The organism is Nocardia sp. NPDC088792 (assembly GCF_044750615.1).
In the GTDB taxonomy this organism is placed as follows: Bacteria; Actinomycetota; Actinomycetes; order Mycobacteriales; family Mycobacteriaceae; genus Nocardia.
This window is the reverse complement of sequence record NZ_JBIVKC010000003.1, coordinates 883,992-907,025: the sequence shown is the minus strand read 5'-3', so window position 1 is coordinate 907,025 and position 23,034 is coordinate 883,992. Positions and strand designations below refer to the sequence as shown.

18 protein-coding genes are annotated in these 23,034 nt (G+C 66.5%); 11 read left to right on the top strand and 7 right to left on the bottom strand.

Annotated features, from left to right (window positions below; all coding sequences use genetic code 11):
• Positions 1–2: 2 nt before the first annotated feature.
• Together ACIP5Y_RS22215 and ACIP5Y_RS22210 are read right to left on the bottom strand one after the other, a co-directional pair.
• On the bottom strand, positions 3–347 hold the full coding sequence (locus ACIP5Y_RS22215; RefSeq protein ID WP_400352281.1) for a VOC family protein: 345 nt from the start codon (positions 345–347) through the stop codon (positions 3–5).
• Between the two features lie 25 nt (positions 348–372).
• A complete protein-coding gene (locus tag ACIP5Y_RS22210) occupies positions 373–525 on the bottom strand; it encodes a CopG family transcriptional regulator (protein ID WP_400352279.1) in 153 nt (50 codons plus the stop codon).
• Between the two features lie 89 nt (positions 526–614).
• On the opposite strand from ACIP5Y_RS22210, the gene ACIP5Y_RS22205 reads away from it, so the two are divergent.
• Both ACIP5Y_RS22205 and ACIP5Y_RS22200 read left to right on the top strand, forming a co-directional pair.
• Entirely contained in the window at positions 615–2,645 is a 2,031-nt protein-coding gene (locus tag ACIP5Y_RS22205) for a GH36-type glycosyl hydrolase domain-containing protein (RefSeq protein ID WP_400352277.1), read from the top strand.
• 11 nt (positions 2,646–2,656) lie between these two features.
• Positions 2,657–3,376, top strand: coding sequence for a lipase family alpha/beta hydrolase (locus tag ACIP5Y_RS22200; protein ID WP_400352275.1), 720 nt, complete (start codon positions 2,657–2,659; stop codon positions 3,374–3,376).
• 9 nt (positions 3,377–3,385) lie between these two features.
• Here ACIP5Y_RS22200 and ACIP5Y_RS22195 read toward each other — a convergent pair whose 3' ends face one another.
• Complete coding sequence (locus ACIP5Y_RS22195; protein WP_400352273.1) at positions 3,386–6,106, bottom strand: aminotransferase class I/II-fold pyridoxal phosphate-dependent enzyme; 2,721 nt, start codon at positions 6,104–6,106, stop codon at positions 3,386–3,388.
• A gap of 233 nt (positions 6,107–6,339) precedes the next feature.
• On the opposite strand from ACIP5Y_RS22195, the gene ACIP5Y_RS22190 reads away from it, so the two are divergent.
• Positions 6,340–7,224, top strand: coding sequence for an esterase/lipase family protein (locus ACIP5Y_RS22190; protein ID WP_400352271.1), 885 nt, complete (start codon positions 6,340–6,342; stop codon positions 7,222–7,224).
• A gap of 1 nt (position 7,225) precedes the next feature.
• Here ACIP5Y_RS22190 and ACIP5Y_RS22185 read toward each other — a convergent pair whose 3' ends face one another.
• Positions 7,226–9,664 (bottom strand): hypothetical protein, encoded by a 2,439-nt coding sequence (locus ACIP5Y_RS22185; RefSeq protein WP_400352270.1) that lies wholly within the window; start codon positions 9,662–9,664, stop codon positions 7,226–7,228.
• Positions 9,665–9,726: 62 nt separating this feature from the next.
• Between ACIP5Y_RS22185 and ACIP5Y_RS22180 the strand changes: the two genes are divergently transcribed.
• A complete protein-coding gene (locus ACIP5Y_RS22180) occupies positions 9,727–10,008 on the top strand; it encodes a YggT family protein (RefSeq protein ID WP_400352268.1) in 282 nt (93 codons plus the stop codon).
• A gap of 24 nt (positions 10,009–10,032) precedes the next feature.
• On the opposite strand, the gene ACIP5Y_RS22175 is transcribed toward ACIP5Y_RS22180, so the two are convergent.
• Positions 10,033–12,063, bottom strand: a complete 2,031-nt coding sequence (locus ACIP5Y_RS22175) for an ArnT family glycosyltransferase (protein ID WP_400352266.1) — start codon at positions 12,061–12,063, stop codon at positions 10,033–10,035.
• Positions 12,064–12,157: 94 nt separating this feature from the next.
• Here ACIP5Y_RS22175 and ACIP5Y_RS22170 point away from each other — a divergent pair, with 94 nt between their 5' ends.
• Both ACIP5Y_RS22170 and ACIP5Y_RS22165 read left to right on the top strand, forming a co-directional pair.
• Positions 12,158–13,381, top strand: coding sequence for a serine hydrolase domain-containing protein (locus ACIP5Y_RS22170; RefSeq protein ID WP_400352264.1), 1,224 nt, complete (start codon positions 12,158–12,160; stop codon positions 13,379–13,381).
• Between the two features lie 57 nt (positions 13,382–13,438).
• On the top strand, positions 13,439–14,923 hold the full coding sequence (locus ACIP5Y_RS22165) for an FAD-dependent monooxygenase (protein WP_400352262.1): 1,485 nt from the start codon (positions 13,439–13,441) through the stop codon (positions 14,921–14,923).
• Positions 14,924–14,936: 13 nt separating this feature from the next.
• On the opposite strand, the gene ACIP5Y_RS22160 is transcribed toward ACIP5Y_RS22165, so the two are convergent.
• Both ACIP5Y_RS22160 and ACIP5Y_RS22155 read right to left on the bottom strand, forming a co-directional pair.
• The gene (locus ACIP5Y_RS22160) at positions 14,937–16,256 is read right to left on the bottom strand and encodes an RNA polymerase sigma factor (RefSeq protein WP_400352260.1); all 1,320 of its coding nucleotides are present in this window, start codon (positions 16,254–16,256) and stop codon (positions 14,937–14,939) included.
• 12 nt (positions 16,257–16,268) lie between these two features.
• On the bottom strand, positions 16,269–16,685 hold the full coding sequence (locus tag ACIP5Y_RS22155) for a YciI family protein (protein ID WP_400352258.1): 417 nt from the start codon (positions 16,683–16,685) through the stop codon (positions 16,269–16,271).
• 305 nt (positions 16,686–16,990) lie between these two features.
• On the opposite strand from ACIP5Y_RS22155, the gene ACIP5Y_RS22150 reads away from it, so the two are divergent.
• Genes ACIP5Y_RS22150 through ACIP5Y_RS22130 form a run of 5 tightly spaced genes read left to right on the top strand, consistent with a single transcriptional unit; the run spans position 16,991 to position 22,977 of the window.
• A complete protein-coding gene (locus ACIP5Y_RS22150) occupies positions 16,991–17,986 on the top strand; it encodes an AfsA-related hotdog domain-containing protein (protein WP_400352256.1) in 996 nt (331 codons plus the stop codon).
• Positions 17,983–18,657, top strand: coding sequence for an HAD family hydrolase (locus ACIP5Y_RS22145; RefSeq protein WP_400352255.1), 675 nt, complete (start codon positions 17,983–17,985; stop codon positions 18,655–18,657). Before ACIP5Y_RS22150 ends, ACIP5Y_RS22145 begins: the two co-directional genes overlap by 4 nt.
• The gene (locus tag ACIP5Y_RS22140; protein ID WP_400352253.1) at positions 18,654–20,186 is read left to right on the top strand and encodes an MFS transporter; all 1,533 of its coding nucleotides are present in this window, start codon (positions 18,654–18,656) and stop codon (positions 20,184–20,186) included. The genes ACIP5Y_RS22145 and ACIP5Y_RS22140 overlap by 4 nt, the downstream gene beginning before the upstream one ends.
• Positions 20,183–21,397, top strand: a complete 1,215-nt coding sequence (locus ACIP5Y_RS22135; protein ID WP_400352251.1) for a cytochrome P450 — start codon at positions 20,183–20,185, stop codon at positions 21,395–21,397. Before ACIP5Y_RS22140 ends, ACIP5Y_RS22135 begins: the two co-directional genes overlap by 4 nt.
• A gap of 47 nt (positions 21,398–21,444) precedes the next feature.
• The gene (locus ACIP5Y_RS22130; protein WP_400352249.1) at positions 21,445–22,977 is read left to right on the top strand and encodes an FAD-dependent monooxygenase; all 1,533 of its coding nucleotides are present in this window, start codon (positions 21,445–21,447) and stop codon (positions 22,975–22,977) included.
• Positions 22,978–23,034 lie beyond the last annotated feature (57 nt).

Below are 23,034 nucleotides of genomic sequence, written 5' to 3'. Positions count from 1 at the left end.
GTTCAGGCCTTGCCCGGCGCCGACAGCACCCAGTCGCGGCCGTCGGGGTCGCGCACGGTGAGTTCGCGGGTGCCGTAGTGGGTGTCCTCGAATTCGGTGGTCACCTCGAGGACCGGGTCCGGCCGGAATTCCTGCTCGTCGGTCACCTTCAGTACCAGGCTCGTCTTCGTTTCCTGGCTGCGCGGGACCTCGGCCAGGAACAGGTACGGGCCGGTGCGGTGGCGCAGCATGCCGGAGTTGTGGTCGGTCGCGAATTCGAGTTCGAAGCCGAGGGCCTCGTAGAACTTCGCCGCCCGGCCCCAGTTATGGGTTTCGAGAAATACCGCTTCGATGCCTTCGATGCTCACGTCAGGCCTCCTGTCCTACCGAATCTCAGTGCTGGCGTGGGTCTTCCAGATATGACCGCAGTGCGTCGGCCACCAGTGCCGACAGTGACATGCCCTCTTCGATGGCATGCATTTTCACCTGCTTGATCAGGCTGATCGGCAGGTAAACGTTGAACTGCTTCACATCTTCGTCGCCCACCAGACGATGCTAGCATGCTAGCAATCTAGCCGCCAGGGTTTCCCGGGTCGCAATCACACAGCGTGCGAGATCTTCTGCAAGATGAGCAGATGAGCGCGTTCGGGCAGTGGGTGCACGGTGACGACCTGCCGGGATTTCAATCCATCCCGTATGAGAAGCCCTGGGATCCGATCACCGATCCGCCGACCACCCGACGCTGGATTCACCTCGGTAATCGACGCATCACACTGGTCGCCGACAGCGAGGGCCGCTCGGGACTGTGGGATGAATACACGGGCTGCGACTGGATCACCGAGCCGTGGCCGCGAGGCACCGGCGTCACGACCGTGACCTGGGCGGGCGGCTCCGCGACGAGCGACGGTGCGCTCCCGCTGTTCGGTCCGACGTTCTCCCGTGTGAGCGCGGTCGAATCGGGGACACATATACAACGGACTGTGCTGTGCCCGGAAGGGGAGTACCCGTGGGTGCTGATCCGTGTCGACGTGACGAACACCAGCGAGGCGGCCCGGTCGTACGTGGTCACCGAGGAGTGGGAGGTGCGCTCCCGCCGCATCAGTTTGGAGCTGGGTCCCCGACCGGATCAGGTAGCGGGCGGACGCGAACCGGTGCTCCTCCAGGCGATCGGGGGCACCCGGTCAGCCGGCCGCGCAGGACTGCTGTCGGTCACCACAGCGGTGGAGGTGCCCGAAAAGCAGACGCGGACAATGTGGTTCCGCTTCGGGATGGACGATGACGTAGCGGTGATCGATCCCGAGGGGATCTACCTCGACAGCCTGTCCGCCCTGCGTGATCGGCTGCCCCGGGCCGAAGCCGCGCAAGCACCGGAGGCCGGTGAGCTCGCATGGCATGCCGCTCTGCTGACCGGGGGAGCGTGTGCCGACGGCAGATACGGTGGCCATACCTTGAATCAGGGTTCGGTCTACGCCTTCCGGCTCGGGTCCAACTGCGCCGCCCGCGATCCGCTGCAGCACGCGCTGCCGCTCGTCTACACCGAACCCGACCTCGCACTCTCGGTCCTGCGGAACACCTGCGCGTGGGCGACGCCCGACGGCGACCTGCCGTACGGCCTGGACGGCGACAAGAAGCCGTGGACGTCCCTGTTCCGGCCCTCGGATCAGAATCTGTGGGCGCTGTGGCTGGCCGCGGAATACGCCGCCGCCACCGGCGATCTCGCCGCCTTCGCCGTGCCGCTGGGCGACCGCACACTCGCGGACAATCTGCGCAGCCAATTCCGGTTCTTCGTCGATGTGGTCGGCGTCGGCGAGCACGGCCACGTCAGGATCCTCAATGCGGACTGGAACGACCTGGTACTCAGCGAGATCGGCATCGACAGATCGACAATGATCGAACACGGTGAGTCCGTGCTGAACTCGGCCATGGCGGCCTGGGTCCTGCCGGTGTACGCCGGACTCTGCGACCGGCTCGGCGATGTCCGGACCGCCACGGAGGCCCGGGAATTCGGTGAGACCCTGCGCCGACGGGTGGCGGATGAATGGAATGGCCGCTGGTTCCGGCGCGCTCACGGGCCCGGCGCCGCACCGGTCGGCGACGAGGATCTGTGGCTGGAAGTGCAACCGTGGGCGATCCTGTGCGGCGCCGCGACCGAGGAACAGTCTCGACTGCTCCTCTCGAACATCGATCGACTCTGCCGCGACGGCTCCCCACTCGGCGCCAGAATCCTCGGGACCGAGCACGTTTCGGATCGCGGCACCGGCGACGCGATCTGGTACTCGATCAATATGACGCTGATCTGGGCCGCCGCCCGCATCGATCCCGAACTCGCCTGGGACGAATGGCGGCGCATGACCCTCGCCAACCATCAGCGCACCTACCCCGCGATCTGGGGCGGCACCTTGTCCGGACCCGACGCGTACCTCGGCCCCGAATCCGATCGTCCCGGCGAAACTTGGGCCTTGCCCGAACTCGGACTGGCAATGCAGTCTTACCCGGTTGCGAACCTGCACAGCCATTCTCAGCCATTGCTCGCATACCTACGCCTGCTCGGCGTGGAGCCCAGCGCATCCGGAATGCTGTCGATCGGCGCCCCCTCCGGCGAGGGGGCAAGCTTCACGAGCCGAATCCTGCAGGTGCGACCCGACGGATCAGGAAAACTACTGTGAGGACGAACTCTGTGGCACGCACTTGGTGGACGGTCCCGGCGCTGCTCGCGACCATGTGTGCAGTGCCTGCAGGTGCGCACGCCGAGCCGACCGGCAATCCGGTGCTGATCGTGCACGGCTGGACGGGTGGCGGCGCCTTCCCCCTGCCGCAGGGTTGGTCCGACGGCCTGCGCGACGCGCTCGCGGCCGATGGGCATCCGGTCTACGTCGTCGACCTGCCGGGTGAACTGAATGTGCCCAATGCGCAGGCGATTGCACAGGTTGCACAGCAGGCCTCGCAGGAACACGGTGGTTCGAAGATCGATGTGATCGGCCACAGTATGGGCGGCCTGTCCTCCCGCTACTTCGTGAAGTTTCTCGGCGGCCAGGACCTGACCGCGCATTACATATCGATCGGCACCGGGCAATACGGCTGGTATCCGACGTGCCTGCTGCCCGCGGCGCGAGGCGGTGAAATGTGCCCGTCGAGCCCATTTCTCGCGACACTGAACCACGGCGATGACACGCCGGGCAATGTCTCGTACACCACCCTGCGCACACTCGCAGACGATGCAAGTTTCCACATACCTTCCGATGACCGCGCGCTGCAAGGTCATTCATGCCTCGAGACGGGAATAGACGGTGGCCCGCATCCCGAAGAGCCGAGCAATCCCGCCGTCATCGCCGCAGTCCTGGACGCGCTGCACGATCATTGCCCGGGCAATCTGGTAGACGAGCCGATCACCCAATAGCGGGGTCGGTCAGCTCGCTATCTCGACAGCCTTCTCCGTGTACACGCGGTAGCCGAAGTCCGGCTTGTAGCCGTGGATTTCCGGCGTATCCAGGTCTCGGATGAAGTCCAGGACCTGGCGGCTGAACAGCTGACCAGGCACCAGCACCGGGAAACCTGGGGGATAGGGCGTGACGAAGGTGGCCGAGACGACGTCGATTCCGGCGTCGAGGCGTTCGTAGATCTGATCGCCGCTGAGGTATTCGCAGTTGGTGTCGTCGTAGGAGAGGTAGAACGCCCGCCGCACATCGCCTTCGGGTGTCGGCTCGGCGCCGCTGTGATCGAGGAATGCGGGGTGGAAGCCGCCGAAATCGGGCAGTGGCACCGAGCGTTCGGTCAATCGGTACACCGCCTGCTCGAAATGCTCACGCTCGCCGAGACTCATCTCGGAGATGTTCTGGTCGAGATCGCGGGCGATGTCGACCAGCACCTCGACCAGGAAGGCCACCGAGCTGCGCGTGGTACCGATATTGGTCATGAACAGCACGCTGTTGCGCGAGGTCTTGTTGATCTGAATCCCGTAGTGATCCATCAACTGTTCGCGTTTGAAGGTGTCTCCGTCGTAGCCTGTGCGGCCGATGGACAGCGTGATCCGGGACGGGTCCAGCACGAATTCGTCCTGCTCCCAGGCGGCCATCATATTGCGCAGGCCCGAGCGTAGCGGCTGGGCGATGGCCGACGGGCGGAAGCGTTCCGGAATCAGATCGGTGGTGCGCAGACAGTTCACGTACTTGCTGAGCAAGGGATGATTGTCGATCGCGTCGCGTAATTGCATGGCGTTCTCGATCTGCCGCTGCACCAGCTCGACGCCTTCCAGCGCCACCTGCCGGCGGCCGAGATCCAGCGACGCGAGAATCTGGTAGTTGGGCGACGTCGAGGTGTGCGCCATATAGGCCTCGTGGAAGGATTCCGCGACCTTCTGCTCGAAATCCTGGTCGTAGACATGGATCATCGAGCCCTGCCGCAGGGCGGTGAGCGTCTTGTGGGTCGACTGGGTGGCGTACACCCGCACGCGGGCCCGGGCCGGGTCCGGGACGAGACGACGGTTCAGAAGATCCTCGTCGCTGGGTGTTTCACCGGTCAGCGACTCCTCGAAGCGGCGCATGCTCGCCGGCTCCTGCAGCCGTTCGCGCAGGGCGCGAGCCGATGCCATGGCCGTGCGGGTCCGGTAGACCGGGTGGAAGCGAGCGAACGCGAACCATGCCTCGTCCCACAGGAACACCAGATCGGGTTTGATGGCGAGGCATTCCTCCATGACGCGCTCGACGTCGTAGACGATGCCGTCGAAAGTACAGTTCGTCAGCGACATCATCTTGACGCGGTCGAGTTTTCCGGCGCGCCGCAGGGCGAGCAGTTTCGACTTGATCTCACGCAGCGGGACAGCACCGTACATCGAGTACTCGTTGAGCGGATAGGCGTCCAGGTAAACGACATTCGCACCGGCGAGCATCATTCCGTAATGGTGTGACTGGTGGCAGTTGCGGTCCAGCAGCACGATATCGCCGGGTGCGACGAGCGCCTGGGTGACCACCTTGTTGGCCGTCGACGTGCCGTTGGTGACGAAATAGGTGTGGCGCGAGCCGTAGGCTTGCGCCGCCAGCTGCTGTGCGTCGCGCAGTGGCCCGGTCGGTTCGAGCAGCGAATCGAGTCCACCGCAGGTCGCCGACGTCTCCGCCATGAACACGTCCAGGCCGTAGAAGCCGACCATATCCTTGATCCAGTGCGAGTTGACGATCGACTTGCCCTGCGAAATCGGCAGCGCGTGAAAGACACCCGTGGGCCGGTGACTGTATTGCTTGAGCGCGCTGAAGAACGGGGTGTGATAGCGCGTCGCCACGCCCTGCAGGATCGACAGGTGCAGTTCGAGCATGCCTTCCCGGGCGTGGAAGACCCGGCGGAAGTACTTGCCCAGGCGCCCGGCGACTTCCTCCACCTCGACCTCGGTCATGAGATAGAGGTCGAGTTCGGGCCGCAGCTTCGCCACGGAGATCGCGAGGATCTGCGCGCGTTCCTCCGGCGTTTGGTGATCGGCCAATTCGTCCGAGATAGCGTTGTCCGCGAATTCGGACAGCGCCGACAGGTCCCGCGTCGACTGATGTGAGAACCGCCGCCGGATGATCACGGCCTGCAGGTTGACGTTCAGCCGTGCCGCGATGAGCGCCTCGTCGCCGCTGGCCACCACCACCAGTTCATAGACGAATTCGTCGTCCGGGCGCCGCCATTTGCGGACCTCGTTGCGCAGCGCCCGTTCCCGGTCCTCGGTCATCTTCTCGACCACGAGGACTTCGAAATAGGGACGGTCGCGTTGGGTGGCCGGGGCATGTTCGAGCTGGCGCGGATCCGCCGGGAACATATCCAGGTCGTCGGCGCCGGCGTTCTCCACATCGCCGGAGCGATACGACTCCGTCGTCAGGGCGCGGTTGATCCGCGCGACCGCCTGCGTGAACTTGTCATGGCTGCCCGCCACGAAAAGCCTTTGCAAACGCGCGAATTGGGGAGACCCGGGATAAGCCCAGTAAGGTTCCAAGGTGCTCAGGCGCGCCAGCAGTTCCGCGCAGGCGTCGGCCCATTTTTCTTTCGATTCACCCGTGGTGGTCGGGCGGGTCAGTCGATCGGAGGCTTCCTCCAATCGGCACCAGGAGTCACCGCGGACCTGCCACAGACTGTTGTAGGCGCGCAAATGTTCTGTCATGGCGGTCCTATCCCGAGTCACCGTGGCTCGTCCGACGCGGGTCAAGGTTCGCAAACTCGCCTCGCCCGCCGGTGACACGCAGTCGAACAGTGCACATCCGTCATGTGACAGTGCGGGCGGCAGTGACCTTGATACCGGGGGCGTGCGCCGCGCGGAAGTACTCGGCATGATCAATGAAGATCATTTGTGCGATTGATAATTCGTCTGGCGACCTGATCAGAGGAGGAATCCGGGTGGTTGGCTCGAAATGGCGGGTCGCGGCCGTTGCCGCACTCGGAATTCTCGTCGCATGCTGTGCACCGGATGCGACGGCCGTGCCGTTCGGGAAGAATCCGGACGGCAGCGTTCCGCCGCCCGGAGCGAACGACTGGAGTTGCGCGCCGACATCGGCGCATCCGGAGCCTGTTGTGCTGATTCACGGAACCTGGGACAACCAGAATGCGTGGGACGTACTGGCTCCGCGGTTGAAAGCCGCTGGGTACTGCGTGTTCTCGCTGAATTATGGGCGGGATACGTCGAGTGTGCTCGGGGCGATTCCGGGACAGTATGCGACCGGTGACATTCATGCTTCCGCGCAGCAGATCGGTGCGTTCGTCGACCAGGTGCGGTCCGCGACCGGCGCGGCGAAGGTCGCGCTCGTCGGCCATTCACAGGGCGCGGAGGTGGCCCGCCAATACGTGCGATTCGACGACGGCGCCGACAAGGTCGGGCATCTCATCACCTTGGTCGGACCCAACCACGGCATGAGTCTCTGGGGCCTGCTGGCGAATCGTGTTGCGGCCCCGCAGGGCCCGGAGTGGCTCGCGGCACCGTTCACCGGAGTAGCGGTCTTGCAGCAGCTCACCGGCAGTGAATTCCTGCGAGCACTCAATGCGGACGGTGACACCGTCCCCGGCATCGCCTATACCGCGATAGCGAGCCGGCGCGACGACGTCTCCACGCCGCCGGAAGCGACCTTCCTGCAGGCCGGTCCCGGCGCCACCGTGAACAACGTGATGGTCCAGGACCTGTGCCCGGCCGATGCGTACCTGCATGCCACCCTGCCGCAATCACCCACCGTCGCATACATCATCGAGCGGGCCCTCGACCCGGACTTCGAGGGCAATCCCTGCCCCTGACTCAGCAGGCCGCGCGAGTCGGCAGCCGCAGGGCCTGCCCCGCCGCGATCGTCTTGCTTCCGATCGGCGTATCCAGCGTGACAGCCGGTCCCGAATCAGCGGTGACCGTGGTGCCCGAGGACTCGATGCGTACGGTCAACCGGGTATCCCCGACCGCCAGACCACGCACGGTCATGCCGTCGGGAAAACCGCTGGGCAGCATCGGATCCAGGCGGGCGCCGGTATCGGTCCACCGCAGTCCGGTCGGGCCGTAGAGCAACCCCTGCAGAAACCCCGCCGAGCCGGTGACGAAGATCCACGCCGACTGCCCGAGCGCATTGGCGCCCGAGCGATCCCCGCGCGCCTCGGACTGGAATCCATACGGCGCACGAACATACGGCTGCGCTGACCTGTCGAGGTAATCCTGTGTCCGGCACGGATCGAGCTGAGCGCTCAGGATCGCACCGACACTATTGCTCATATTGGGCCCGCCGGGATCGGTGCGATCGAAGTAGTAGTGCAAGGTATCGGCGGGTGAATAGCCTTGCGCGGCATAGGAGAAGGGGTAAGTGAGCAGCACCGTGTCGGCTTGCTTGATCGGCGCTCCGGCGTAGCCGAGGTATTCGGCCGGCACGCCGGGCGCAATATCGCCGGGCATCGCCATATTCGCCTCGATATCGGCCCACCGCGGATCCACCGGCAAACCGGCGCGCTGCGCCGCGAGTGCCGCGATACGCATCGTGCTCATCACCCCGCCATTGGTCAGGGCATTGTCCACCGTCAGCGACACATACTCATCGGCACCGGCCGCCGGCGCGTAATGGTATTTACCATCAGGCAGTTTCGGCCCGACCCGCGCGGCGAGATAGTTCGCGATCGCCACGATCACCGGCGCACCCGTGCTCCGCAGCCACGCCTCGTCCCCGGTGGCGACGAAGTACTGCCACTGCGCCAGCGCGATCTCATTGTGCAGATGCTCTTCGGTGAACCCGCATACCGCCGGCGACGCGCATTGCTGAGCGGGCCCGTCGTCCCAGGGATACATCGCCCCCGGCAGACCGTAGCCGCGCGCATTGCTCTCGGCCTGCGGCAATGCCGCGGCACGGAAATCCACCACCGTCCGCGCGAGCTGCGGATACAACGCGAGAAGCGTCGGGAATATCCACGTCTCGGCATCCCAATAGGTGAGGCCCCCGTAATCATCGGACGACAGCCCCGCCGGTTGCAGCGACCAGCGATCCCCCTCACGCACGCTGGCCAGCACCGCATACAGGGCGCTGCGCACCCACCCCCGATAGTCGTCACGCCCGGCAATGTCGATGGCGGGCTGCCACAACCGATCCCACGCATCCGCATGCTCACCATGAATGGCGTCGAATCCCAGAGACCGACCCTCTTCGGCGGCGTCGGTGGCGCGAGCCTGCGGATCCGCACCGTAATCGCTGGAGGAGATACCCACATACTTGACGAATGTCTCGGAGCGGCCGTTCTCGACAGCCGCGTCGTAGCGGATCCCACTGCCATCGGGCAGTGCCGCTCCGGTCATCCCCGCTGGTGTCTCATCGCTGGAGACAACGAACGCGGTGTCCTGAGTCCCGTCAGCGCGCACACCGACCGAGGTCAAATGCTGCGCGGGATCGGCATTCGCGCTCACCGGTGTCACACGTCGCGCCGCTGATCCGTCGATCGCATCGGTCACGTCCAGTCGACCGGAGAAGCGAGGTGTGATCGTCAGTTTCTGGACCGCAAGATCGGGCCGCGACCGCGAAACAAAAGTGTCGTAACGCAAATCAACGCGATGATCCGCATCCGGCACCCACTCCGCCGTTGTCGTCACCGTCGCAGCCCGAAAATCCAACCGCTGCCGATAGCCCTGCACTGCCGCCGGATCCACCCCGGGCCCATAGTCCTTCCCACCAACGCTCACCGTGAACCCCGACCACGCCGGCAGCGCCGCAATCACCTGAGTGTTGTTCCACATGTTCTGCGAAACCGCTTGCCGCGCATAGAACCCCGCCAAATACGTCCCGGTATACCGCGACTGCTGCAACGGAAACGAAGTCTGCACCCCCTCCCCATAATCGTGATACCCACCCCCACTGGACGGCACCACAGTCCCGATCCGCCCATTCCCCAAATACGGCGCCGCGTGAAAATCCTCCGGCGCATAGCTTTCCGAATCCGCAGCCCACCCCGCCCCCACGTCACCCTCTTCGGCAACCGCCCCCGGCACCGGCCCGACCAGCAGCACCGACACCACCAGCGCCACACCCAATCCCCGCCCGGCACAGTCCCGTCTCCACACCGCCACCATCCGCCCATCGTCGAAGACCCACCAACCAAGGTCAAGCACCCCCGCTGCCCCCACTTCCACCGGGCCGTCGCTGAATCGATGTCTGCCGGGGAGGGCTCGGGCGAGGATTTCCTCGTCGCCACGCGACACTTGACGGGGGTCCGGCACTTCTAGGTCATTGGGTGCGTTGAGGCTGGTAAGACGGTTTGCACCAGACGAAGGAGTTTGCCGTGACCATTGTTGGAACCGTGCTCGGATGGCTCCTGACGGTGTTTTTGCTGATCCTGATCGTGCGGTTGATCGTGGATTGGGTGCAGACGCTGAGTAGCGGGAGCATTCCGCCGTGGACGTACAAGGTGCGCAGGTTCAGTTATGCGGTTACCGAACCGGTGATAGCTCCGCTGCGGCGGGTGCTACCTCCGGTTCGGCTCGGCAGTGTGTCGCTGGATCTGGCGTTCACCATCGTCTTCATCCTGGTGCTGGTTTTGCGGTCTGTCGCATTCAGCCTCTGAGGAAGACGCGGTGCGGTCTCCGGGTCAGTGGGCGGGGGCGGTCAGGTCGTAGACGACCATGTCGCCGATCTTGCGGGTCTGCGTGTAGTGCGCCTGGACCCAGTTGCGGATGTCGGCATTGCCGCCCGGGTACCAGATGCCCTGGTCGGGATCGGGTTTCGGGGCGTCGGGGCCGGTTTCGGCCGGCTTCTTGTCGGTACGCCACGCGTCGGGCAGATGCACCTGGGTGGTCAGATAGTAGGTGATCTGGTGGTTGCGCACGTAGTCCTGGAATTGGGACAGGCTCGGCACCGGATCCTCGGAGGTGAAACCGCCGATCGCGAGAACCGAAGTGCGGCTGGCCAATTCCAGGCCGGAGGCGGGGGAGGAGCGGTCGATGGCGGCCGACCACCGGGTGTCGGTGCCCTGCAACAGGGTGACCAGCTGCGGGTCGACATCACCACCGAAAATGGTTTGCAACTGCTTGCGGAACATGTCCATCGGACCCGGCTTCTCCGGCATCTTCGGGCCGACGGTCGGACCGCCACCCGTATGCGACACCGGCAACGTGGCCACCGCATAAGCGGCCGAACCGGCCAGACCTGCGAGCACGCCGACGGCCAGCAGCAACGCGGTCGCCCGGCTGCGGAAACGATCCCAGCGCGCGACCGGCGGCAGCGCCAGCACCAGCAGCCCGACCGCCGCGACCACGGTCACCGCCAGCTCGGTCCACCGCAACCACGGCTGCCAATCGGAATTACGCTGCAGCACAACGAAACCCCAGATACCGGCGGCAAGGATGAGCGCCGCGCCGCCCACGCGCCCGATCACATCGGCGCGCCGCCGCCACAGCTCGTACACGCCGATAGCGAACGAACCAGCGATCGCGGGCGCGATGGTCAGCGTGTAGTAGGCGTGCATGCCGGACTTCATCTCCGCGAACAGCACACCGTCGATCACGACCCACAGGCCGAACACGACACTCGCCCCACGCAGCAGGTCCGCGCGCGGCGCTCGCCACCGCGAAATCAGCACCAGCAGGAACGCGACCAGCGCCGCCGGCAGCAGCCACGAGATCTCGAACGCGATCTCACCGGTGAACAAGCGATCCGGACCCGCGCCGGACCCACCGCCGAAACCGCCGCGGAAGCTCTCCGGCAGTTCATAGCCGTCGGGCAGTCCGAACGGATTGCCGTTCTTACCGCCACCCATATGGTTCTTGCCGAGGTAGCGCGCGAAACCGTTGTAGCCGAGCACCAGATCCATGAACGTGTTGTCCTTGGACCCGGCCAGGTACGGCCGCGATGATTCGGGCCACAGCATGGTCAGCAGCACATACCAGCCCGAGGACACGATCAGCGCCACCAGCGCACCCAGCGAGTGCAGCAGCCGGTTACGCAGCGTGGTCGGCGCGACGATCAGATACGCCAGTCCCAGCGCCGGTAGCGACATCAGGCCCTCGAGCATCTTCGCCAGGAACGCGAAACCCAGCGCCACACCCGCGAGGGCCAGCCACTTCCAGCTCGCCTTGGGCAGCGCCCGGATCGTGCAGTAGGCGGCCGCGGTCATGCACAGCACCATTGCCGCATCCGGATTGTTGAACCGGAACATCAGCGCCACCACGGGCGTCACGGCCAGCACCACACCCGCCAGCAGGCCGGCGCCGCGGCTCTGGGTCGCGCGGGTCACCGCGCCGTACATGAGCGCGACGGCCAGCACGGCCATGATTGCCTGCGGTGCAAGCATGCTCGCACTGCTGAATCCGAAGATCTGACCGGACAGGCCCATCACCCACTGCGAGAGCGGCGGCTTGTCGACGGTGATGAAGTTGCCCGGGTCCAGCGAGCCGAACAGCAGGGCCTTCCAGTTCTCGGATCCGGCCCAGGCCGCGGCGGCGTAGAAGTTGTTGCCCATCCCGTTGACCGTGATGTTCCACAGGTAGGCGGCTGCGGTACCGATCAACAGCACCGCCAGCGCGAGCCGCTCCCAGCGGCGGGCAGGTGGCAGGGTCGCGGTTCCGGTGGTGGGCGGCGTGGTCGGCTCGGACGGGGCCAGCTCGGCTGTGGTCGCTGTCACCGCGGCGAGTCTTACCAACGAGCCGGTGAGAACCCTGGCTCGAGGCTGGGAATCTCCTGTGAGTCAATCCGGGCGCTCTCACTATCCTGTTGGCATGAGCCCAAGCCCGACTGCGCTGGTCCGGATCGATCCGGACCTGGACGCCGCCACGACGCTCGGCCCCGAAGACGAGCCCGCCGCCGCGGGCCTGACCCCCGGCGAAGTAGCTGCCATCTGGCAATCGGTGCAAGCCTGGTATCGCCTGGGCACCACCCCCGCCATCCAGATCTGCCTGCGCCGCAACGGCCGGATCGTGCTGAACCGCGCCCTCGGCTACGGATGGGGCAACGCCCCGGCCGACGGACCCGGCACCGAGAAGCGGCTCGTCACCACCGAATCACCGTTCTGCGGATTCTCCACCGCCAAGGGCGTTTCCGCCGCGCTCATGGCAATGCTCATCGAGCAGGGCGCATTCGCGCTGAGCGACCGGGTGTGCGAATACATTCCGGAGTTCGCGGCCCACGGCAAGGACCGGATCACCATCGCCGATGTGCTCTCGCATGCGGCGGGCGTGCCGTTCATCTCCCCGCCCTATCGCGGGCAGGAGCTCGTCCTGGACGAGGAGCTGGCGGTGCGTGGGCTCGCCGATCTGGTCCCGAGCTGGCGGCCGGGCACGTTCCGGGTGTATCACGCACTCACGAGTGGCCTGATCCAGCGGCTGCTGGTGCGGCGGGCCACCGGCAAACGCATGCGCGAGCACCTGCAGGAACAGGTGCTCGATCCACTGGGGTTCCGGTGGAACAACTTCGGGGTGCGGCCGGAGGACGTCGATCAGGTCGTACCGAGTGTGAAGATCGGTCCGGGACCATCGCGCGTCTGGAAGCATCTGGCGGGCCGGGCGCTCGGCGGCGGATTCTCCGGCCCGAGGTCCGCGGACATCGAACGCGCGTTCCTCACCGCCGAACTGCCGTCGGGCAACCTCGTCACGACCGCCTTCGAGCTGTCCCGCTTCTACGAGATCCTCGCGCGCGGCGGCGAATTGGACGGCGTCCGCATCATGCAGCCCGAGACGCTGCGGGCCGCGGTGCATCCGTCGCGATGGATCCCCGGCGCGGCCGGACGCGTGTCGATCGCCGGATACGAGCTCGGCGGGCGCCGCTCGAAATTCGGCGCCCACACCGAATCCCATTTCGGCCGTAGCGGATTGACGACGCAATACGGTTGGGCCGATCCGGCGCGCGGACTGTCCGGGGCGATTCTCACCAGCGGCAAAGCCATCGCGGACGCGAACCGGCCGTGGCAGCTGGTCGCCCAGATCTCCGCGGTGATGACCCCGTAACCCGGTGCCGCCTGCCTAGACTGGGCCGGATATGCACCGAATCGCCGAGGGGGAACGATGACCGTATTCATCTGCGGAGCCGGTCCGACGGGCCTGGCTCTGGCATGCGGACTGTTGCAGCGCGGCATCGACATCCGGCTCATCGACGCCGCCGCCGAGCCCGCGACCACCTCGCGAGCTTTGGCGGTGCAACCTCGAGGCGCCGAGGTGCTGGACCGGCTGGACGCCCTCGGTGATCTGCCGCAGCGCAGCATCACGACGATGGGTCTCACCTTCCATGACGGTGCACGCGACCTGGTGACGGTGCAGATGGGGCGGAACCCGGTCGCCGGGAGCAACCAGTCGATCCTGCTGGTGTCCCAGGCCGAAGTGGAAGCGCAACTGCGGCAACGGCTCTCGAAGCTGGGCGGCACGGTCGAGTGGGGTGTCACGCTCACCGGCGCCGTGGCGTCCGCGGACGGTGTGCATGTCACCGTCGACGATGCGACCCCCACCCGCGCCGACTGGCTGATCGGCTGCGACGGCGCGCACAGCGCCGTCCGCAAACTCGGCGGATTCGCTTTCCCGGGCGAAGCCATTATCGAGCGGTTCGCGCTGGCCGATGTCCGCGCGCACCTGCCGATCGGTCACGACGGCACCCATGCGTGGGCGCATCGTGATGGACTGATGTTCGCCTTCCCGCTGCCCGGCGATAATCTCTGGCGCCTGATCGCACCCCTGTCCTCGGACGACACGGATGTTCTGGATGAGCTGCACCGCCGGCTATCCGAACTCCTCGGCAGCACAGTGGAATTCGACGAGGTCGAGTGGTCGTCGGTATTCCGGATCCAGCGTCGCCTCGCCGACCGCTACCGATCCGGGCGTCTCCTGCTGGCCGGCGATGCCGCCCATATCAACAGCCCCTTCGGCGGCCAGGGCATGAATACCGGCCTCGGTGACGCGGAGAACCTCGCCTGGAAGCTGGTACTCGTCGCCAAAGGCCTTGCGGGCGAGCAACTTCTCGACACCTACGAATCCGAGCGGCGACCGGTCGCCAGCGAGGTGGGCGGGGCGACCACGCTCCTGACCCGCATGATGCTGGGCGGCAATTTGCTGACCCGCACCTTGCGCGACCGCGTCGCACTGCCACTCGCGCGGCAATCCGTGATCCAGAGCCGGGTGCGGGCGGCCGGTAGCCAGCTCGGCGTCTCCTACCGCGGCGGCCCGCTCGCCCCGTCCGGGCGCCGGCGGGTTCTTCCTACCGGAATCACTACCGATCTCGCGGCCGCGCACTGCGGTGATCGGGTGCCCGACGTGAAATGCCGGCTGGCCGACGGTGAAACGGCTCAGCTGCACCGCGCGCTCGGCGGTCGATGGGCGATGCTCATCCCGGACGGTTGCGCGGCGCCCGCGGTGCAGCGGCTGGGCGGGGAAGTGATCACGCTGGTCGCCGACGTTCCCGAACCGATGCTGGTGCGGCCGGACGCACATCTGGCATGGCGTGCGAGCCGGGCGGGCATGGGTCTGGACGGCTACCTGGATCGAGTGTCGCTGCACCGATAGGAACCAGCGGCTGTCATCGGTTCAGGTTGGCGAGTTTGCCTTCGAGCAGCGTGTGCTCGCTCTGATTGCCGCACAGCCGAATCGCGAGCTCGAGCTCGCTGCGGGCTTCGGCGACGCGACCGAGCCGGGTCAGCAGCTCGCCGCGCACGCTCGGCAGCAGATGTGAATTCGACAGGGCAGCATCGGTTCTCAACTCGTCGACAATGCGGAGCGCGGCCGCCGGACCCGAGGCCATGGACACCGCGACCGCGCGATTGAGTTCGACGACGGGTGAGGGGGCGAGCCGGCCGAGCGCCTCATAGAGCAGCACGATGCGGTCCCAGTCGGTCGTATCGACCGATGCCGCGACGGCATGGCATTCGGCAATCGCGGCCTGCAGGCCGTATGCGCCCAGGCCCCGGCCGATCCGGGTCGCGCCGTCCAGCGCGGCTCGGCCGCGGCGAATGGCGGCCCGATCCCAGCGCAGCCGATTCTGGTGTTCCAGCAGCACCGGCCGCCCATGGGAATCGGTGCGGGCCGGAAAGCGCGCGGCGGTCAGTTCGAGCAGTGCCAGCAGTCCGAGCACATCCGGCTCCGCGGGCATGAGTCGTGCCAGCACGCGCGCCAACCGCTGCGCCTCGGCCGCGAGATCGAGGCGTATCAAGTCATCGCCGGAGGTGGCCGAGGAGCCCTCGGTGAAGATCACATAGATCGCGCTGAGCACCGATCCGAGCCGCTGCGCCCGTTCCTCGACCGGCGGCAGCTCGAATGGGATCCGGGCTGCCGCAAGGGTTTTCTTCGCCCTGGTGATACGCGCCTGCACGGTGGCCGTCGGCACCAGGAACGCCTTGGCGATCTCGTCGCTGGACAGACCCGCCACCACCCGCAGCGTGAGCGCGATCCGTGCCTCCCGCGACAATACGGGATGGCACGAGATGAACATGAGCGCGAGCGTGTCGTCGTCGATCTGGTCCGGATCCCAGAGTGGTTCCGCACCAGCCGATTCCGCGGGCATGCCTCCGGCGGCGACTCCGCCCTCGCCCAGATCGCGGGCGAGGGCGGAGTACCGGTCATCCCGCATGGCCCGGCGGCGGAACGCGTCCACGGCCCGCCGCCGCCCCACCGTGAGCAGCCATCCGGCGGGATTGCGCGGCACACCATCGCGGGGCCACCCCACCAGCGCCTCGGCCAGTGCCTCCTGCGCGAGATCCTCGGCCATCGCGAAATCGCCGGTATAGCGCGCCAGCGCGCCGACGATCCGCGCGGATTCGATCCGCCAGACCGCGGCCACCACCTCGCGATCGGCGGGCACAGTCGCGGGCGAGAGGGCCTGGCGCTCGGTGGGTTCGGTCATGTCGTCAGCGGGTCACAGCTGCCCGGTGGCTTCGCGCCACGCCCGTTCCTTCTGAATCCACTCGTTGTCCTGCGGGAATTCGTCGATGGTGGTGACGCGCCGGATCTCGGTCTTGAAGCCCGGCCCGAACGACGGTGCCCGCCTGGCCCATTCGATGGCTTCCTCCTTGGAGGCCACGTTCAGGATGTAGAAGCCGCCGAACAGCTCCTTGGTCTCGCCATAAGGTCCATCGGTGACCACGGGCGGCTCCGAGGAGAAGTCCACCACCACGCTCTCGTCGGGTGCGAGTCCTTCCGCGGCGATCAGCACGCCGGCGCGGATCAACTCGTCGTTGTACTGCCCGACGGATGCGAGTACCTTCTCGAAGTCCGCGTCGGCCATGGCGGCATTACCCTCGTCGCTGGCGCGCCAGATCAGCATGTACTTCATGGTTGTCCTCCTTGTCCGGGGGTCGCTGTCCGACCCTCTCATGCCAAGGTCGAACGGGACGGCACCGGATCGACACCGGCCGGGAAATCAGTGTCGAGAGTTGTACGTCACATGAGCACAACTTGAACGTCGCGCCCGGTGCGGTAGCGTGACGTTTACCGATCGCGAGTCGCTGGACGGCCCTTCTTCTGCCCTCCATGCCCGAGGCCGTTGGTTGGTTGTCACTTTCTCCGCTGGTGTTCGCTGCTGCCCCGGCAACGTGGCCAATGGCAACCGCGGCACCGTGAAAACACCTCGGAGCATTCATGTCCAGTGTGATCGAGCCACAACTATCCTTTTCCACGGTCGTACCTCGCGAGCATGTGCATCGCTCGGCGATCAGCGAGGTCTTCCTGACCGACATCATCTGCGAGAAATACCCGCGGTTCCGGTTGGGCGTCCAGCTGCCGCGTCAGCACAGTTATTACAGCGAGCATTCCGTCGCCGAGTCCGCGGTCTATGACCCGTTGCTGCTGCTGGAATGCTCACGGCAGGCCTCGATCCTGATCGCGCACCGCTATGTCGGTGCGGGAATGGATCAGAAGTTCATCTTCAATACCGGGAACCTGCGCATCACCGACCTCGACGGTCTGTCGGTGCGACTGCATCCCGGCTACGGAATCCTCGATGCCGACATCATCGAGGAGAAGAAGCGCGGCGACATCGTCATCGGCATCACCTTGGCCATCGAGATTCAACTCGACGGCGTGCGCGTGGCCACCATGGACATGTCCATCCAGTGGATGCCGGGCTCGGCCTGGGACAAGGTCCGCGACCGCGGTCGCGCACAGCTCGATCTGACCGCGTCCACGCCGTATCCGCTCGCGCATCGCGTCGCCCCCGAGGTGGTGGGCCGGCGCAGTCTCGAAAACGTGGTGGTGGGCGAGGTTTCCGCCGACGCCACCGCGGTCGATGCGGAAATCGTGGTGGATCAGCATCATCCGAGCCTGTTCGATCATCCGCTGGACCACTTGCCGGGCGCGGTGATCTTCGAAGCCTTCCGGCAGACGGGCGTGGTGGCGGCGCAGGAACTGTTCGGCCTCTCGCCGCAACGCCTGGTGGCGACCGTGGTGCGCGCGACCTTCCTGCGCTTCGGAGAACTCGAATTGGCCACGCGCACCAGAGCGAAACCCTTGCCGCCCACCGAGGACGGGACCGTGGAATTCAATATCGAGATGTTGCAGGACGACGTGGTGATCACCGAAGGCCTGGTGGCATTCCGGCGCACCGGGCGGCTGCCGATCTTCGGGGTGCGCGCATGAGCATGGTGTATCTGGACTTCGGTGGCGTGCTCTCACCACCCATCGAGGATTTGTTCGTGGAGTACGAGCGCAGGACCGGCATCGCACCCGCGGATTTGAAATGGGCCATGGCGCAGGTCGCCGCCGATTTGGGCGAGGAACCGCTGGCACCGATCGAGCTGGCACTGCTGCCGGAAACCGAGTGGGTGGACCGCATGCACGCGGCGCTGCGCCGCCAGTATCCCGGCATCGATCTGAGCCGCAGCCGGCGCGATTTCGGAGCTCAGTGGTTCGCTGGGCATGAGGTGAATCCGGTGGTGCGGCAGCTGGTCTTCCAGTTGCAGGAACGCGGCCATCAGGTCGGCATTCTCACCAATAACGTGATCGAGTGGGAGCCCAGCTGGCGGCGCATGGTGGACCTGGACGATGCGGTCGACCATATCGTGGACTCCTGCCACGTCGGCGTTCGCAAGCCGGACCCCCGCATCTTCGAGATCGCTCGGGAACGCGCGGGGGTCCCGGCCGAGGAATGCATCCTGGTCGATGATCTGGCCGAGAACTGTGCCGCGGCCGTCGCGACGGGGTGGCGCGCGGTGCGGTTCCTCGATGCGGCACAGGCGATTTCGGATCTCGACGCCTTGCTCGGCGATGTGGAACCGGTAGCGGCGGCAGCCGGAGGGGAGCGGGTATGACCGAGACTGCTGTCGATCACGGCGTCGCGCAACGGCTTCCCGTCGAACGCCGGGGTGTGCTGCTGGCCGCGGTACTGGTCGCCGTGCTGGTGGTGCCGACCGGTGTCTCCGGCACCGGTGTCGCCCTCCCGCGGATCGCCGAGGATCTGGGCAGTGCGCCCGGCGCCCTGCAGTGGGTGGTGAACGGCTTCAACCTCACCTTCGCGGCCTTCAGTCTGGTGGCGGGATCTCTCGCCGACCATCTCGGACTGCGCCGGGGCTTCCTGGTGGGTGCGGCGCTGTTCTTCCTCGCCTCGGTCGCCAGTGCGCTGGCCCCGGCCATCGTGGTGCTCGATATTGCGCGAGCGCTCGCGGGTGTCGGTGCGGCGACCATCTTCGCGTGCGGTGGTGCGCTGCTGTCGTCGAAATTCGAAGGGGCGCAGCGGACTCGGGTATTCGCCCTGTTCGGCACCATTGCCGGGGTCGGGCTGGGTTTCGGCCCGTCGATCTCCGCCGCGGCGATCGGCGTGGTCGGGTGGCCGGGCATGTTCGTGGTGAATGCGGTGCTGATCCTGATCGCCTTCGGGCTGGCGGTGTTCAGCGGGGTGCGCGATGTGGCGCATGCCGAGCGGCCGCCCATCGACTATCGCGGCGCGGCACTGTTCGCGTCCGGTCTGGCATTGGTGATCGCGGGCATCGTGCAGTCGAACACCTGGGGCTGGGGCGGGGTGGGCACCCTCGCATTGCTCGCCCTGGGTGTGCTGGTGCTGGCGGGATTCGCACTGGCACAACGGCGTACGGCCAATCCACTGCTGGACCTGACCCTGCTGCGCAATCCGACGCTGGTCGGGCTGCTGCTGGTGCCGGTGGCCGGCGCCGTCGGCTTCGTCGCGCTGCTGACCTACTTCCCGACGTTCCTGACGGTGGTGTGGGGCCTGTCGACCACCACGGTCGGCGCGGTCATGCTGATCATGACCGTTCCGGTGATCGTCTCGCCGATCCTCGCCGGACGGCTTGCGCACCAGGGTGTTTCGCCGCGCCTGATCCTCACCGTCAGTGTTGCGCTGTATGTGGCGGGCGCGGCCTGGCTGACCGTGGTGGGCGTGGACCGCACTATCGCGTCCATCATCGGCCCGCTGGTGTTGCTCGGCGCTGGCTTCGGCCTGGGTGTCGGTCTGGTCGACGGGCAGGCCATCGGTTCGGTGCCGCCGGCCAAGGCGGGCATGGTGTCCGGGCTCGTCTCGACCGTGCGTCTGGGCAGCGAGGCCGTGGTGGTGGCCGTCTACGGATCGGTGCTGGCGACCGTGGTGAGCGGGCGCGTGCACGACCTGCTGCCGGCCTCGCTGAGCAAGCATGTCGTCGATCAGGCCGCCGTGGCCACGGCGGCGGGCGATCTGTCGACCGTGGACGCCGCGGTGGACAAGTCCGTGCTGGCACACGCCTACAACGGTGCGATCCACCCCGTCCTGTGGGTACTGGCCGCCGTCTCGATTCTTTTCGTTCTGCTGGTCGCGGTGCTGCTGCGGCCCGAAACCGAGGAACCGCAATGACTCTCAGCATTCCCTCCACCCGAGTCAGCGTCACCGATATCCCGCATCTGGACACGCCCGAACCGTTCGTGCGATGGCTGCCGGCGCAATCCGACGGCTTCGATCGGATCGAACTGCCCAGCGGGCACACGGCGGTCTGCCTCAGCTCGTATGCGGATGTCCGTGCGCTGCTGCTGGACTCCACCTCCAGCCGCGAGCTGTGCAATGTCGACGGCGGGCCAAGTTTCATGCCCACGAACTGGGCGCCCGAGGTGCTGATCAACCTCGATGCGCCGGTACACGGGGTGGTGCGGCGGTTCGTCTCCCACGAATTCAGTGCTCGCGCACTGGCCGACTGGGAACCGGCCGTTTCAGCGCTCACCGGCGCGGCCTTCGATCGCCTCGACAGTGCCGTGCAGCCGGATCTGGTCCGCGATGTGTTCCGCCTCGTGCCGGCGCAGACCGCGCTGAAACTGCTCGGAGTTCCCCTCGAGCACGCGGAGTGGATGAACGAGCAGGGCCGCATCGTCCAGTACGCCGACCGCGACAATATCGCGGGCATCGAAGCCGCGTGGATCCAGTTGTGGGGCTGGGTCGGCCGGCTGCTCGCCGACGACAGCCTGCACGACGACACCGGCCTGCTGGCCGTCTACAAACGGCGTGCGGCCGAACCCGAATTCGCCGCCGTGGATATCCCGTTGTTGCAGGGCACGGTCATGGGCATCGTGCTCGGCGGCGACAACAATGTCGCCACCATGCTCGCCAAAACCACCTATGCGGCACTCGCGCATCCGGCGCTCTACCGGCAGGTCGCCGGTGATCCCGCACGGTACGTCCCGAAGCTGGTGGACGAGATCCTGCGGCTCATGCCGCTGGGCACCCCCGGCGCATTCCCGCGGCTGCTGACCAATCCGCTCGAAACAGCCGCGGGCACGCTGCCCACCGGCAGCATCGTCTATCCGTGGGTGAACGGCGCCAACCGGGACCCGGAGGTATTCGACGACCCGCTGGTCATCGACCTCGATCGCCCCGCACGGCAGCATCTGCAGTACGGGTACGGCATGCACCGCTGCATGGGTTCGGCCCTGGCACAACTGGAATTGATCACCATCCTGACACTCCTGTTCACCCGCTATCCCGATGCGGAACTCGCCATCGAATCCGGTGCGGTGCCCTGGGATTTCGGGATCGGATTGCGGCGACCGGCGGCCCTCCCGGTACGCCTGCGGTGAATCATGGAATCAAGGTGACGGGCGTGACCGGCGGAGAGGAGAGCGGGATGACGGAGCGTTGCGAGGTCGTGGTGGTCGGCGGCGGGCCGGTCGGAATGCTGGTGGCGGGAGAACTGGCGCTGCACGGCATTTCGGTGGTGGTGCTGGAAAGCCGCACCGAGGTTACCGATCAGCCCAAGGCGGGCACCTATCACGCACGCGCCATCCAGACGCTGGCGCGGCGCGGCATCCTGCGCTTCCCGCGCGTGGATGCCCATCACCGCGACATCGTGCGGGAGCCTTTCCAATTCGCCGGTTATCCCTGGCTCACCCTGCGCGCCCGGGCGATCGAGGGGCCGGTGATGATCGGCCTGGCACAGGCCGATCTCGAGCGGGCGCTCGGCGAACGGGCGGCGGGGCTGGGCGCGGTGATCCGGCGCGGTCACACCGTCACCGCGGTCGAACAGGACGAGTCGGGCGTCACGGTGTCGGTCGATGACGGCTCGGAAAACTACACGCTCACAGCCGAATACGGCGTCGGCTGCGACGGGCCGCGCAGTATCGTGCGCGAATCCGGGGACTTTCCCACCGTGGAGTATCCGCCGACACTGCGCGCCATGCTCGGCATGGCGCGACTGCCGCATCCGGAGCAACTGCGACCGGGCTGGCAGCCCACCCCGCGCGGCTGGACGCTGTTGAACCTCAACAGATTCGGGTCCAGCCGCATCATCACCTTCGAATTCGACGGGCCCGATCCCGATCGGCATCGACCCATTACCGCGGACGAATTCTCCGACACCGTCGAACGGATCACCGGCCGGCGCGTCGACCTGGAGGATCTGGAATACACCAGCCGATTCAGCGACTACAGCCGCCTGATCACCCAGTACCGCGACGGGCGGCTGTTCGTCGCCGGTGACGCCGCGCACGTGCACTATCCGCTGGGTGGACAGGGTCTCAATACCGGGTTGCAGGATGCGGTGAACCTCGGCTGGAAGCTGGTCTCGGTACTGCGCAACAATGCCGATTCCGCTGTGCTGGACAGCTATTCGACCGAGCGGCAGCCGGTGGCCGCGCGCGTCATCGAGAACACCCGGGTGCAGGCCATGCTGATGAACCCGCGCACCGAGCACGACCCACTGCGCGCGTTCATCAGGGAAATGCTCAGCAACCCCGATGCGCACGACCGGCTGGCCGATACGGTCAACGGCCATGCGGTGAGCTACCCGAGCGCGCCCGGCGACGGCGAGTGGGCGGGGGAGTTCTTCCCGAACATCACCGTGGAAGTCGCGGGACAGGGGCCGCGTGCGGTCACCGATCTGCTGCAACGCGGGCGGGCGGTGCTGCTGCTGACCGACGCGAGTGCCGGCCGTATTTCCCACCCGCTGGTGGATATCGTTGCGGTACAGCAGCTTCCGGACGACATTCCAGCGGCGGTGCTGATCCGCCCCGACGGCTATGTGGCCTGGTCCGGAGACCGCATAGCCGGCCCCGACGGTGCACCCGACCCGGGATTCACTGCTGCGCTGACCTTCTGGCTGGGTGCGGCCGCAACGTCCTCGCCGGACCCGGTGGCAGCGGCCCGCGGGGAGCGCGGTTGAGTTTGCCGGAGAATCCCTGGACTGCGGACTCCGCACTTGTTCGTTACCATCGCCAAC

Coding starts and splice junctions, on each gene's coding strand:
- ACIP5Y_RS22205 (WP_400352277.1), top strand. CDS start 615: ATGAGCGCGTTCGGGCAGTGGGTGCACGGTGACGACCTGCCGGGATTT.
- ACIP5Y_RS22195 (WP_400352273.1), bottom strand. CDS start 6,106: ATGACAGAACATTTGCGCGCCTACAACAGTCTGTGGCAGGTCCGCGGT.
- ACIP5Y_RS22170 (WP_400352264.1), top strand. CDS start 12,158: ATGAGCCCAAGCCCGACTGCGCTGGTCCGGATCGATCCGGACCTGGAC.
- ACIP5Y_RS22165 (WP_400352262.1), top strand. CDS start 13,439: ATGACCGTATTCATCTGCGGAGCCGGTCCGACGGGCCTGGCTCTGGCA.
- ACIP5Y_RS22160 (WP_400352260.1), bottom strand. CDS start 16,256: ATGACCGAACCCACCGAGCGCCAGGCCCTCTCGCCCGCGACTGTGCCC.
- ACIP5Y_RS22155 (WP_400352258.1), bottom strand. CDS start 16,685: ATGAAGTACATGCTGATCTGGCGCGCCAGCGACGAGGGTAATGCCGCC.
- ACIP5Y_RS22150 (WP_400352256.1), top strand. CDS start 16,991: ATGTCCAGTGTGATCGAGCCACAACTATCCTTTTCCACGGTCGTACCT.
- ACIP5Y_RS22145 (WP_400352255.1), top strand. CDS start 17,983: ATGAGCATGGTGTATCTGGACTTCGGTGGCGTGCTCTCACCACCCATC.
- ACIP5Y_RS22140 (WP_400352253.1), top strand. CDS start 18,654: ATGACCGAGACTGCTGTCGATCACGGCGTCGCGCAACGGCTTCCCGTC.
- ACIP5Y_RS22135 (WP_400352251.1), top strand. CDS start 20,183: ATGACTCTCAGCATTCCCTCCACCCGAGTCAGCGTCACCGATATCCCG.
- ACIP5Y_RS22130 (WP_400352249.1), top strand. CDS start 21,445: ATGACGGAGCGTTGCGAGGTCGTGGTGGTCGGCGGCGGGCCGGTCGGA.